Here is a 12,380-nt window from a genome sequence, read left to right on the forward strand (position 1 = left end):
TTATGATAGTTTGGATATCGTTTATTGTTCTGATTGTAATTTTCCTAGCCTTAGATTTAGGAGTTTTCAATAAAAATCCACATGAAATTACTAATAAAGAAGCAAGTGTGTGGACTGCTATATGGGTAAGTACAGCATTACTTTTTTCTTTAGTAGTATTTTTTATATTTAAGCATGATTGGGTAGATAATGTAGATAATCTTACTCCTACAAGCGCTTTAATGAAATATATTACAGGATATTTAATAGAGTTATCCTTGAGTGTAGATAATATATTTGTTATTGCAGTTATATTTACTTCTTTTAAAATACCAAAAATATATCAACACAGAGTATTGTTTTGGGGGATTATTGGAGCGATTGTTTTTAGAGCTTTAATGATATTATTCGGAGTATTTTTAATCAAGAAATTTGATTGGATAATCTATGTGTTTGGTGTATTTTTAATTTATACTGCTATAAAATTAGCGATAGAAAAAGAGGATGATGCTTATGACCCAAGAAACTCTTTTGTTTATAAAACCATCAGAAAAATTATTCCTGTAACAACCCACATGAATAGTGAGCATTTTTTTATAAGAAAAAAGCATCTGCTTGTAGCTACCCCATTATTTATTGCGCTTATTATTATAGAATTTACAGATATTCTTTTTGCATTAGATAGTATACCAGCAATTTTAGCCATAACTTCAGACCCTTTTTTGGTGTTTAGTTCCAATATCATGGCAATTTTAGGTTTACGGTCTATGTATTTCTTTTTAGCAAATATGTTGGAGCGTTTTGGGTACTTAAAATATAGTTTGGTTGTTATTTTAAGTTTTGTAGGGGTTAAAATGATCTTATCTCATCATGTGGAAATTCCAGAATGGCTATCTCTTACAGTAATTGGAGCTTCATTAGGAGCTGGAATTTGGTTTTCATTACACAAAGAAAAAAAGGAAAAGATTTAATCTGTCATAGAGGGTTTTATTACCTAGAGCTTGTCCTGTCTTGAGTTTACCAAAGGGCTCTGCCTCGAAATAAGTTAAGTTTATATTTTTTGAATACTTCGTGGGCTTGCCCCGAGGTAATTGATTTTAAGATTTAATCTTTGTAAGAGGTTTTTTCTTAATCATTCCCCCTTTGGTATCCTTAACCGAATTCATAATAATAAATGCTTTTTTGTCAATCTTATCAATTTCAGTTTTAAGAGTAGACATTTCCAATCGTGTTATAACTGTATATACAATATCAATATTATTTAGTGGAGAATTGTCCACAGAAAAACCTCTTTGACCTTTGTAAATAGTGCAGCCTCTTCCCATTTTATGGATAATAGTTTTACGTACCTCCTCATGCTTTTCTGAAATAATGGTAACGCCAATAAACTCCTCAATACCATCAATAACAAAATCTACTGTTTTAGAGGCAGAGAAATAGGTAAGAATAGCGTACAAAGCAATTTCTGTAGATAAAATATAGGCAGCCGTCATAAAAATAAATACATTAAAAAGCATAATAACATTTCCTACGGTTAAACTAGATTTCCTACTAATGTAAATAGCTAGAACTTCTGTACCGTCAATAATGGCACCTCCACGGATTGCCATTCCGATTCCGAGTCCCAAAAAGAAACCACCAAAAGCTGCTATTAGGATTTTATCATCAGTAATGGTAGGAAAAGGAATATAATGAACAGCAAATGCAAGTAGTAAAATTCCAACAGCACTATTAATTGCAAATCTTTTACTAATAGCAATATAGGCTAGAATTACAAAAGGTAAGTTAAGGGTAAAAATTAATATAGAAAGCGGTAGTTCTGTTAGCTCTCTTACTATTAAGGAAATCCCCGTTACCCCTCCGTCAATAAATGAACTTGGTAACAAAAAGCCTTTAAGTCCAAAAGAGGCAGATAAAACTCCTATTAAAAGATAAATAATATCATGAATTTCATGAGTAATTTCAACCTCTAAGTCGTTTACCTGTTTTCTAAAACTCTGCTCACTTTGATAATCTGTATGTGCTGTTTTTCGATATTTCTTTCGAACGGTATCAACAACTATTTTTCTAAAAAATGTATTCATGCAATTTGAAATTTACTCGATAATTGAGATTTAATGTTTAGAGGCAGTCTCCATGAATAAAGATATATATTTTGAGTAACTCCCAATTTATTTTTCATCTAAAATCTTATATAAAATAATTTTTAACAGCTATTTTCTGATTTGAGGCTCTCCAGATGATTAAGATTCTACAGTAAATAAAATAGCAAATGAGATTAAAGCATTATATAGATGAATTTTTGGGGTTTATTTAATTATATTTGCACTCGAAAATTTCAAAATACAACGCATGAAAGCTGGAATAGTAGGATTACCTAATGTAGGAAAATCAACTTTGTTTAATTGTTTATCTAATGCAAAAGCACAGAGTGCTAATTTCCCATTCTGTACTATAGAACCAAATTTAGGAGTAGTAAACGTTCCTGATAATAGATTACAGAAATTAGAGTCTTTAGTAGACCCAGAGCGTGTATTGCCTGCAACAGTTGAAATTGTAGATATTGCAGGATTGGTTAAAGGAGCTAGTAAAGGAGAAGGTTTAGGAAATCAGTTTTTAGGAAACATTAGAGAGTGTAATGCTATTATTCATGTGCTTCGTTGTTTTGAAGACGATAATATTGTTCATGTAGATGGAAATGTAAATCCTATTCGAGATAAAGAAACAATCGATATTGAACTTCAGCTTAAAGACCTTGAAACTGTAGATAAACGTTTAGAAAAAGTAAAAAGAGCTGCAAAAACTGGAGATAAAGATGCAAAGACGGAAGAGGCTTTGTTACTTCGTTTTAAAACAGCCTTAGAGAGTGGGATTTCTGCTCGTGCAGTAGAAGTTACTGAGGAAGAAGAAGATTTTATGAAAGGATTCCAGCTGCTTACTGCAAAGCCAATTCTATATGTATGTAATGTGGATGAAGCTGCTGCTAAAGATGGAAATGCTTTGGTGGAAAAAGTAAAAGAAGCTGTTAAAGAAGAAAATGCTGAAATTATTGTTTTGGCTGTTGGAATTGAAGCAGATATTGCAGAGTTAGAAGACTTTGAAGAGCGACAAATGTTTTTAGCAGATATAGGTTTGGAAGAGCCTGGTGCTTCAAAACTAATTCGTGCTGCCTATAAATTATTGAATTTGCAAACGTATTTTACTGCAGGAGTTAAAGAAGTTAGAGCTTGGACAATTCCTGTAGGTGCTACTGCGCCTCAGGCTGCTGGCGTTATTCATACCGATTTTGAAAAAGGATTTATTCGAGCGGAAGTGATTGCATATAATGATTATGTAAATTATGGAAGTGAAGGGAAAGTAAAAGAAGCAGGAAAAATGAGAGTAGAAGGGAAGGAATATATTGTTAAAGATGGAGATGTAATGCATTTCCGTTTTAATGTATAATTTCTTAGCTGAATAATATTTTAAATGGCTGTCTAGTCTAAAAAGTAATTAAACTCTAAATGTCATCCTGAGCTTGTCGAAGGATTTTTTGAATGTTAGTTGTTTAAAACTTCGACAAGCTCAGTTTGATAGCTGGTTGAGCTCAGTTTGACAACCATGAATTCCTTTTCAGATAGTCTTTTTTTTGTTCTTTCTTATACAAATACTGTTGCCATCCAAACTTGAATTTCTTATATTTTGTTTTAGATTTGTGATTGGAGAATTAGATAAATAATTGATTTGAATGTTTGTAATTAGTAAACGAAATAGCGGACTCTATAAATTTGTATTTACCAATCGAAAAGGAAAAACTATTTTTACTAGTATTAGTTGCAAGAGAAAAACGGATTGTGAAAAAATGATAAAAGGAATCCGAGAGAACATCCAGTTTTTTACATTCAGAAAAAAAAGTACGCCTTCGGGGAAGCATTATTTTAGACTTTCTTCTGGCGGGTTGGTAATTGCTACAAGTCGTAAATACTCTACTAAATTAATGCTAGAAAAGGGAATTAATGAAATATTGAAATATGTTCCTGAGGCAGAATTTTTAGATTTTTCTGAAGACGAACCTATTTTTGCTGATGCTGAGGAAGTATTTGGGAACTAACTCTCTTCCTTAATAACAGCTTTAACCTTGTCTATTATATTTTGTTTATCGGCTTTGTAATCAAACCATAAAATTGAATCGTCTTTTCTTAGCCATGTGAGTTGGCGTTTGGCAAATCTACGTGTGTTTTTCTTGATTTCTGAAACAGCAAAATCGAGAGAGTAGCTTCCATCAAAATATTCGAAAAGCTCTCTGTAGCCAACCGTTTGTAAAGCATTTAAGTGTTTATAAGGGAATACAGTTTTTGCTTCTTCTAGTAATCCATTTTCCATCATAAGGTCAACCCGTAGATTTATCCGATTGTAAATAATTTCACGATCGGCAGTCAATCCAACTTTAATGGTTTTAAATGAGCGCTTATTTTTTCCTTGATTAAGAAAAGAAGAATAGGGTTTCCCAGTTCCGATACAAATCTCTAAAGCTCTAATAATTCGATGCGGATTGTTTATATCGATGTTTTTATAGTGAACTGGATCTAATTTTTCTAATTGTTGTTGAAGTGTCTCTATTCCATTTTCTTCTAATGTAGCATTTAATTGTTCTCTAATTTCAGGACTTACATTTGGGAAATTATCTAGCCCTTCAATAACTGCATTGTTATATAGTCCACTTCCGCCAGCCATGATTACTAGATCATGTTTCTGGTAAAGTTGTTCTAAGAGCGCAATAGCATCTCTTTCAAAATCGCCAACCGAATATGCTTCGGTAATACTTTTATGTTGAATAAAATGGTGTTTTGCTTGCGCTAATTCTTCAGGTTCTGGTACAGCAGTTCCTATGGTTGTTTCTTTAAAAAATTGTCGAGAATCCGAAGAAATAATTTCAGTAGCAAATTCATTAGCTAATTTTATAGCTAAGGCAGTTTTTCCAATTGCAGTTGGACCAACAACGGTTATGAGGTATTTAGTGTTCATTTAAATAATTTCCGCAATTATAACAAAATATAGCATTGTCTTTATGGTTATCGGCATTACAATGTGGGCATACTTGGGTATTGGTGTGGATTATTTTTTGATTTTCATTTTTCTTATTTTCTTCGGGACTACTACCTCCTTGTTTAGCAAATTCTACAGTAACAATTCCTGTAGGAACGGCAATAATACCATAACCAAGAATCATAATTATAGTAGCTATTATTTGTCCAACAGGGGTAACAGGAGCAATATCTCCATAACCTACTGTTGTGAGGGTAACTATAGTCCAATATATACTTCTGGGAATACTTGTAAAACCAGCTTCTTCCCCTTCAATTAGATACATTATAGTGCCCATTATTACGGAAAGAATTAATACAGTGTAAATAAAAACAGCAATTTTGGCTCTGCTAGACTTTATAGCTTCTTTTAATTGGGAAGCTTCTCCCATAAAACGAACTAATTTCAATATTCTAAATACTCTCAATAAGCGTAAAGCTCTAACGGCAAGAAAAACTTGAGAGCCTGCAAAAAAGAAAGAGAGGTATAGCGGAATAGTGGATAGTAAGTCTACAATTCCGTAGAAGCTAAAAATGTATTTTGTAGGCTTCTTTATTGAAATAATTCTTGCAATGTATTCTATGGTAAAAAAGATGGTGATTACCCATTCAGCAGTAAAAAGATAGTTGTGATATTTGTCATCTATAGTTTTTACACTCTCTAGCATTACCAATATAATGCTGATAATAATGATGATAAATAAAATAATATCAAACCATTTCCCCATGGGTGTATCTGCTTCATAAATAATTTCATGAAGACGATGTTTCCATTTCGAGATATTTTTCTTTTTAGTTTTCAATTATAATGATACAATTTTAGGCGATTTCTTTTTTCTGAGATATGATTGTATTATATGTTTAGCATCTGTTGTGTTTTCCATCGGGGTAATGATAGACTCTAAAATAGCTATATTATTAATTTGATGATTTAATTCATAGAATCCAAAGCCTTTAAATTCCCCGTTTTGAATTAAAATAACACTACGTTCATTAATGTTACGCCCTCTATCTGAAATGATAAAACTAGTATCTTGAAAACCATATTTGTAGATGGCTTTTCGTACTCTTTTATTATAAATGCTCGGAGGTTCCTCATTTGTACAGGCTCCAAAACATTTTTCAATAGTATAATTATAACAATTCTTTTTAGCTTCAGATAAACCGTTTAATTTATTGCACAATGTAAACTCTTCATCAATAGCATGGAGTACATTATAAGCCTGCTGGTAGCTAGAAAAAGTAGTGATGTATTGCTTCCTATTATCTGCTTTTCCAATTTTTAGAGTAAGATAACCTTCTTTGCTTTCTTTAGAATATAGTGCATGCGAAAAGAGCTTTTTATTTTTTACGTTATAAATAGGAGTGCTCTTTTTTACTTCTGAATTTTCCTTTAAAAGCGCTATTAATTCATTACCAGTTTCTTCATAAGTTACCGCTTTTACCTCTTTTTGAAGTCGCTTATTCTTTTTTGAAGAAGATGCAAATAGTTGATTTACTCGTTTTTGGATATTACTACTTTTTGATAAAAAAATAACCTCTCCTTCGGTGTTGTGTACGTAAAAAACGCCTACCGAAGTAGGAAGTTGCTCAACAATATCTATTAATTTAGGATTGAGCTGACCTATATTTTCTGCACGGATGTTACTCTGAACTATTTTTTTTGAAGTGTCTTTGGCCAACAACATTTTAAAGAGTTTTACTGTAGCCTGTGCATCTCCATTAGCACGATGGCGATCGCTTACCGGTATTCCAAGAGATCTAACAAGTTTTCCTAAGCTATAAGAAGGTTGGTCTGGAATTAGTTCTTTTGCTAATTCTACAGTGCAAACAGATTTTCGCTGGTAATCGTATCCTAGTCGTCTAAACTCTGTTTGTAATATTCTGTAGTCAAATTGTGCATTATGAGCAACAAGTGTTGCTCCATCGGTAATTTCTACAATACGTTTGGCTACCTCATGAAATTTTGGTGCTGTAGCTAACATATTATTATTAATTCCAGTTAGTTTTACTACAAATGGCTGAATTTCCTTCTCAGGATTAACCAAACTAATAAATTGATCTACAACTTTATGGCCATCAAATTTATATATAGCAATCTCGGTAATTCCTTCTTCGTTGTATTTTCCACCTGTGGTTTCTATATCGAGTATTGCGTACATTCTTTTGTATTGTAATGTGTTAGTTGAAAGTATTAAATCATAATCTTTGCAGGATACAACTTACAACTCTTGTTTTATATTATTACTAATCTTATCTAACTATAATTTCTTGCTCCAAAAATACTACTTCCAATTCTAACCATATTACTTCCAGATTTAATAGCAATTTTATAATCGCCACTCATTCCCATAGATAAAACTTGCAAGTCAATTTTTTCTGTTGTTGGATTGCTTTCTTTTAGTAAATTAAAAAGGGATGCTAGGGTAGAAAACTCTTCTTTTATTTGTGCTTCATTCTCAGTAAAAGTAGCCATTCCCATGAGTCCGATTACTTTTACATTTTCCATTTGCCTAAATTCTTCAGAAGAAATAAGGCTTTTAATTTCCGTCTCATCCATTCCAAATTTAGTGCTTTCCTTGGCAATATGCATTTGGAGTAAACAGGAGATAATGCGGTCATTTTTTTTAGCTTGTTTATTTATTTCTTTTAATAACTTCAAGCTATCTACTCCATGAATTAGGTTTACAAAAGGCGCCATATACTTTACTTTATTTCTTTGTACATGCCCAATCATATGCCATTCAATGTCTTTTGGCAAAGCTTCCCATTTATCGGTCATTTCCTGAATTTTATTTTCACCAAACACTCGCTGTCCAGCTTCATAGGCTTCTAAAATAGCTTCGTTTGGCTTAGTTTTGGAAACAGCAACCAGTGTAACATTTTTAGGAAGTTCTTTTTTTATATGTGTTAAATTCTCTTGAACAGACATTTTATATTTTCTAATTATTCTCACAAAGTGAGTGTTTCTATTTAATCTTTGAAACATCCATGTTTCAATACAAAATCTTTAATAATGAATTAATTCTCTTGAGACAAGCCCAAAAGGGTGTTTTAAGTGAAACACATTTAACTCATTTCAACTCAGTGCCCTTATAAATCAGGGTAGGTTTTAGAGAATTAAACCCTCTGTGAAGGATTAAAACTCATAAATAGTGAGTCCGCTTTTTAATTTAGGTTCAATATAGGTTGTTTTAGGCGGCATTTTTAATCCATCATCTGCTATTTGCTTCATTTGTGAAACTTTTACAGGATATAAGCTAAATCCTACTTTAAATTTACCATTATCAATTGAATCTTTCATTTTGATAGTGTTATATTTTCCGTAACCATATTCAATTCTACTGTCGTTTCTAAGATCCTCAATACCTAAAATAGGTTTTAAAATTGTGACGAACAAAATTTGAGTATCCAGCTCGCTTAAAGAATTAGTAAAAGGGTAATTTTTTCTTAAATATAGAGAATAGAATTCGCCTTCTAAATACATTCCAAAGTGATGAATTTTAGAAGGTTTATACAAATCGGCACCCCGATTCTCAATTCTAAAATATTCATCTAAATGAATTAAAAATTCCTCTTTACTCAACCCGTTTAAATCTTTAACCATTCTATTGAATTCGTAAATTTTTAAATTCGACTCTGGAATTAAATAGCTCATAAAATAATTATAAGGTTCTTCTCCAGTGTGTTTAGGATTTTTCTGCTGAAGTTCTTCAGCGAGAAGATTTGAAGATGCCGAACGATGATGACCATCGGCAATATATACACAATCTAATTCTTTAAAAACTTGTTGAATTTCTGAAACTATATTACCATCATCCACTTTCCATAAATAATGAATTGCTTTGTCGGTTGTTGCAAATTCATATTCTGGATTTTGAACTGTTATAGATTTTATAATTTCATCAATCCTATTATTGTCGGGGTAGGTTAGGAGTACAGGTTCGGCATTGAACCCCACTGTTTTTAAATATTCCTTAAATAGCTTTTCTCGGGTTTGTAAAGTGGCTTCGTGTTTTTTAATATTATTTTTTCGGTAATCGTCAATACTAGCCCCCGCAAAAATACCACAGAAAGTGCTTTTTCGAGTTTTAATTTTATAAATATAAAAAGCAGGATTCTTGTCTTTTAAAAATATATCTTCTTCTATAAATTCTAAATAGCGATTTTTAACTAGAGAAAAACGTCTTTCTCCAGAAATATCATGATGGAATTTATATCCCGGATTTATAATATGTAAAAACGAAAAAGGATTGTAGGAAAGCGTAGTGTTTAACTCGTCTACAGGGTAGTCCTCATAAGAGCGGGAAACTACCAATCCAACTTTATCTTTGGTTGGACGTACTGCTGTAAACGGAATTATTTTTACCATTCTTTATATTATATTGAAATTACTAATCTGTTTATTTCTGAAACTGTTTTGAAATATTCTCTACTTTTTTGCTCACTAAGTAAGATTTTAATACCTTCAAATTTGTGTTGAAATGTTTTCATCGTTTCCTTCTAATTTCTAGCAGATTTAACCTTAGGTTGTTGATTCTCTGTATAATCATAAAAACCTTCGCCAGATTTTACTCCTAACTTTCCTGCTGTAACCATATTTACTAATAGTGGACAAGGAGCGTATTTTGGGTTTTTAAATCCATCATACATAACATTTAAAATAGATAAACATACGTCTAACCCTATAAAATCTGCTAATTGTAACGGTCCCATTGGATGTGCCATTCCAAGCTTCATAACGGTATCTATTTCATAAACTCCGGCAACACCATTATAAAGAGTCTCAATAGCTTCATTTATCATGGGCATTAAAATGCGGTTGGCAACAAACCCGGGATAATCGTTTACTTCCACAGGAACTTTCCCTATAGCTTTAGATAGTTTTAGAATACTATTTAAAACCTCTTCACTCGTATTGTAGCCTTTTATTATCTCTACCAATTTCATAATAGGTACCGGATTCATAAAGTGCATTCCAATAACACGGGCAGGATTAGTAACAGCAGTAGCAATTTTAGTAATGGAAATAGAGGAAGTATTGGTTGCTAAAATGGTTTCAGAAGCACAAAAATCATTTAAATCTTTAAAAATTTTAAGCTTTAACTCTTCATTTTCTGTAGCAGCTTCAACAACTAAATCAGCTCCTTTAACTCCATTCTTTAGGTTGGTATGTGTAGAGATATTCTCTAATGTGTTTTTTTTATCTACTTCTGATATTTTTTCTTTTGCCAGCATTCTATCAAGATTTTTCTCAATAGTATTTAGGCCCTTAACAAGGGAAACTTCAGAAATATCAATCAAATTAACTTTGTAACCGCTTTGGGCAAAGGTATGAGCAATTCCATTCCCCATGGTTCCTGCTCCAATTACGGCTATATTTTTTATGTCGGTCATTTGAAAAAAAGTTTAAAAAGTATAAAAGTTGAAAGTATAAAAGTTGAAGGTTGAAACTTTGTGTTATTCGCCTTCAACCAGCGCAACAATTTCCATTGCAACTTTTAGTGCGGCTGTTCCATGTTCTAAACTCACTGCAGTTTCTGTGTTATTATTTATAGCATCTGCAAACGATTCTAATTCATCTAAAATAGCGTTATTTTGAGTTACTTTAGGGTTCTCAAAATAGATTTGCTTTTTGTCACCTTCAGCATTTTGTAATACTAATGCGTATTCATCAGGTTTTTTAGGAGCGTCTTTCATTTTAACAACCTCTACTTGTTTCTCCAAAAAATCTACTGATATATATGCGTCACGTTGAAAAAACCTAGATTTACGCATGTTTTTTAACGAAATTCTGCTTGCTGTAAGATTAGCAACACATCCATTTTCGAATTCAATTCTTGCATTGGCTATGTCTGGAGACTTGCTTATGACAGAAACGCCACTTGCATTTATTTTTTTTACGGGCGACTTAACAACGCTCAAAATGATATCAATATCATGAATCATTAAATCGAGTACCACAGGCACATCGGTACCTCGTGGATTGAACTCTGCCAAACGATGTGTTTCTATAAACATAGGATTTTCTACCTTTTCTTTTACAGAAATAAAAGCAGGGTTGAAACGCTCCACATGACCTACCTGACCTTTTACATTGTTTTGTTTGGCCAAATCAATTAGCTCTTCGGCTTCTTTTACTGTTTTGGTAATAGGTTTTTCTAAGAAAACATGCCTTCCCTTTTTTATGGCTTTTAAAGCACATTCATAATGAGAAAGGGTGGGAGTTACTATGTCTACTACATCTACCGCATCTATTAAATCGTTAATAGAAGCAAAATATTTATATCCAAACTCTTTTACTATTTTCTTAGCATTTTTCTCGTCTGGGTCATAAAAACCTACGAGTTCATATTTATCAGATTGATTGATAAGTCTTAAATGAATTTTTCCAAGGTGACCAGCACCTAGAACACCTGCTTTAAGCATACGTTATGTTTTTAAACAAAAATAAGATTATTGCTGCATTCTTTCAACCATATCTATCTTTTTTATAAATGAATAAAAAGGAACCTTTAGGCTATGAGAATGAAAATCTAAAATACGCATTATTATTTTATTTGAGGTGTTGTTTTGATGTTGATAACTTCTTAGTACTTTAATTCTCTCATAAACAAGGATGTAATTTTTTATGCTTTTCTTGAGGGAGAAAATTCATTTAAAAATTTATAGTTTTGCACTGCTAAAACTCTAAGCTTGAAAGATACCTATAGACACCAAGGAATGCGAAATAAACTGGCGGAAACCCTACAAAAAAAAGGAATTTCTGACCGGAGAGTTATCAATGCGGTAAAGAAAATTCCTAGACATTTGTTTATGGATAGTAGTTTTGAAGACCATGCGTATCAAGACAAGGCTTTTCCGATAGCTGCAAGCCAAACAATTTCTCAGCCATATACAGTTGCTTTTCAAACAGAATTATTAGAGATAAAACGAGGGGCAAAAATTCTAGAAATTGGGACAGGAAGTGGGTATCAAACAGCTATGCTTTTAGAATTGGGAGCTGCGGTATATACAATAGAAAGACAAAAAGAGTTATTTAAAAAAACGAATCTCTTTTTACCAAAATTAGGATATAAGCCTAAGCGTATGATTTTTGGTGATGGGTATAAGGGTTTAGCTGCAGAAGCTCCTTTTGACGGAATAATAGTAACAGCTGGAGCACCTTTTGTACCAAAACCTTTAATGGCGCAATTAAAGGTGGGAGGAAAACTTGTTATTCCAGTTGGAGACGAAGTGCAAATAATGACGCTCTTTACTCGTAAATCTCCAAAAGAATTTGAAAAGTACGAATTTGGGGAGTTTAGATTTGTTCCATTATTAGAAGATAAAAATTAA

The 12,380-nt window shown here is 32.3% G+C and carries 12 protein-coding genes; 4 read left to right on the top strand and 8 right to left on the bottom strand.

The window, feature by feature from the left end; translation table 11 throughout:
* The first annotated feature begins 2 nt into the window (after window positions 1–2).
* Window positions 3–950 carry a TerC family protein gene (locus AC13CQ_RS14565; protein WP_008614621.1) on the top strand — a complete coding sequence of 316 codons (948 nt, stop codon included), beginning with the start codon at window positions 3–5 and terminating at the stop codon, window positions 948–950.
* Between the two features lie 126 nt (window positions 951–1,076).
* On the opposite strand, the gene AC13CQ_RS14570 is transcribed toward AC13CQ_RS14565, so the two are convergent.
* Window positions 1,077–2,063, bottom strand: a complete 987-nt coding sequence (locus AC13CQ_RS14570; RefSeq protein ID WP_008614624.1) for a YitT family protein — start codon at window positions 2,061–2,063, stop codon at window positions 1,077–1,079.
* Between the two features lie 268 nt (window positions 2,064–2,331).
* Between AC13CQ_RS14570 and ychF the strand changes: the two genes are divergently transcribed.
* Window positions 2,332–3,423 (top strand): redox-regulated ATPase YchF, encoded by a 1,092-nt coding sequence (ychF, locus tag AC13CQ_RS14575; RefSeq protein WP_008614625.1) that lies wholly within the window; start codon window positions 2,332–2,334, stop codon window positions 3,421–3,423.
* Window positions 3,424–3,706: 283 nt separating this feature from the next.
* The gene (locus AC13CQ_RS14580; protein WP_008614626.1) at window positions 3,707–4,069 is read left to right on the top strand and encodes a YegP family protein; all 363 of its coding nucleotides are present in this window, start codon (window positions 3,707–3,709) and stop codon (window positions 4,067–4,069) included.
* Here AC13CQ_RS14580 and miaA read toward each other — a convergent pair.
* The 7 genes from miaA to AC13CQ_RS14615 form a co-directional block, all read right to left on the bottom strand.
* Window positions 4,066–4,983, bottom strand: a complete 918-nt coding sequence (gene miaA, locus AC13CQ_RS14585; protein WP_474506607.1) for a tRNA (adenosine(37)-N6)-dimethylallyltransferase MiaA — start codon at window positions 4,981–4,983, stop codon at window positions 4,066–4,068. The two genes, AC13CQ_RS14580 and miaA, sit on opposite strands and share 4 nt — an antisense overlap.
* Window positions 4,973–5,845, bottom strand: a complete 873-nt coding sequence (locus AC13CQ_RS14590; RefSeq protein WP_335588506.1) for an ion transporter — start codon at window positions 5,843–5,845, stop codon at window positions 4,973–4,975. The genes miaA and AC13CQ_RS14590 overlap by 11 nt, the downstream gene beginning before the upstream one ends.
* Window positions 5,846–7,204, bottom strand: coding sequence for an exonuclease domain-containing protein (locus AC13CQ_RS14595; protein WP_456867188.1), 1,359 nt, complete (start codon window positions 7,202–7,204; stop codon window positions 5,846–5,848). It abuts the gene before it with no gap.
* Between the two features lie 95 nt (window positions 7,205–7,299).
* On the bottom strand, window positions 7,300–7,974 hold the full coding sequence (locus AC13CQ_RS14600) for a YggS family pyridoxal phosphate-dependent enzyme (protein WP_474506634.1): 675 nt from the start codon (window positions 7,972–7,974) through the stop codon (window positions 7,300–7,302).
* Between the two features lie 207 nt (window positions 7,975–8,181).
* Window positions 8,182–9,414: a DUF1015 domain-containing protein gene (locus tag AC13CQ_RS14605; protein ID WP_474506606.1), complete on the bottom strand. Its 1,233-nt coding sequence runs from the start codon at window positions 9,412–9,414 to the stop codon at window positions 8,182–8,184.
* Between the two features lie 131 nt (window positions 9,415–9,545).
* Entirely contained in the window at window positions 9,546–10,430 is an 885-nt protein-coding gene (locus AC13CQ_RS14610; protein ID WP_474506633.1) for a 3-hydroxyacyl-CoA dehydrogenase family protein, read from the bottom strand.
* Between the two features lie 72 nt (window positions 10,431–10,502).
* On the bottom strand, window positions 10,503–11,471 hold the full coding sequence (locus AC13CQ_RS14615) for a Gfo/Idh/MocA family protein (RefSeq protein WP_335589092.1): 969 nt from the start codon (window positions 11,469–11,471) through the stop codon (window positions 10,503–10,505).
* 267 nt (window positions 11,472–11,738) lie between these two features.
* Here AC13CQ_RS14615 and AC13CQ_RS14620 point away from each other — a divergent pair, with 267 nt between their 5' ends.
* Window positions 11,739–12,380 (top strand): protein-L-isoaspartate(D-aspartate) O-methyltransferase, encoded by a 642-nt coding sequence (locus AC13CQ_RS14620; protein WP_008614634.1) that lies wholly within the window; start codon window positions 11,739–11,741, stop codon window positions 12,378–12,380.

Source organism: Galbibacter sp. L-19 (assembly GCF_056857615.1).

Bases quoted from the DNA above. Each gene is read 5' to 3' on its own strand.
- ychF (WP_008614625.1), top strand. From the start codon at position 2,332: ATGAAAGCTGGAATAGTAGGATTACCTAATGTAGGAAAATCAACTTTG.
- AC13CQ_RS14565 (WP_008614621.1), top strand. From the start codon at position 3: ATGATAGTTTGGATATCGTTTATTGTTCTGATTGTAATTTTCCTAGCC.
- AC13CQ_RS14615 (WP_335589092.1), bottom strand. From the start codon at position 11,471: ATGCTTAAAGCAGGTGTTCTAGGTGCTGGTCACCTTGGAAAAATTCAT.
- miaA (WP_474506607.1), bottom strand. From the start codon at position 4,983: ATGAACACTAAATACCTCATAACCGTTGTTGGTCCAACTGCAATTGGA.
- AC13CQ_RS14605 (WP_474506606.1), bottom strand. From the start codon at position 9,414: ATGGTAAAAATAATTCCGTTTACAGCAGTACGTCCAACCAAAGATAAA.
- AC13CQ_RS14595 (WP_456867188.1), bottom strand. From the start codon at position 7,204: ATGTACGCAATACTCGATATAGAAACCACAGGTGGAAAATACAACGAA.
- AC13CQ_RS14580 (WP_008614626.1), top strand. From the start codon at position 3,707: ATGTTTGTAATTAGTAAACGAAATAGCGGACTCTATAAATTTGTATTT.
- AC13CQ_RS14570 (WP_008614624.1), bottom strand. From the start codon at position 2,063: ATGAATACATTTTTTAGAAAAATAGTTGTTGATACCGTTCGAAAGAAA.
- AC13CQ_RS14600 (WP_474506634.1), bottom strand. From the start codon at position 7,974: ATGTCTGTTCAAGAGAATTTAACACATATAAAAAAAGAACTTCCTAAA.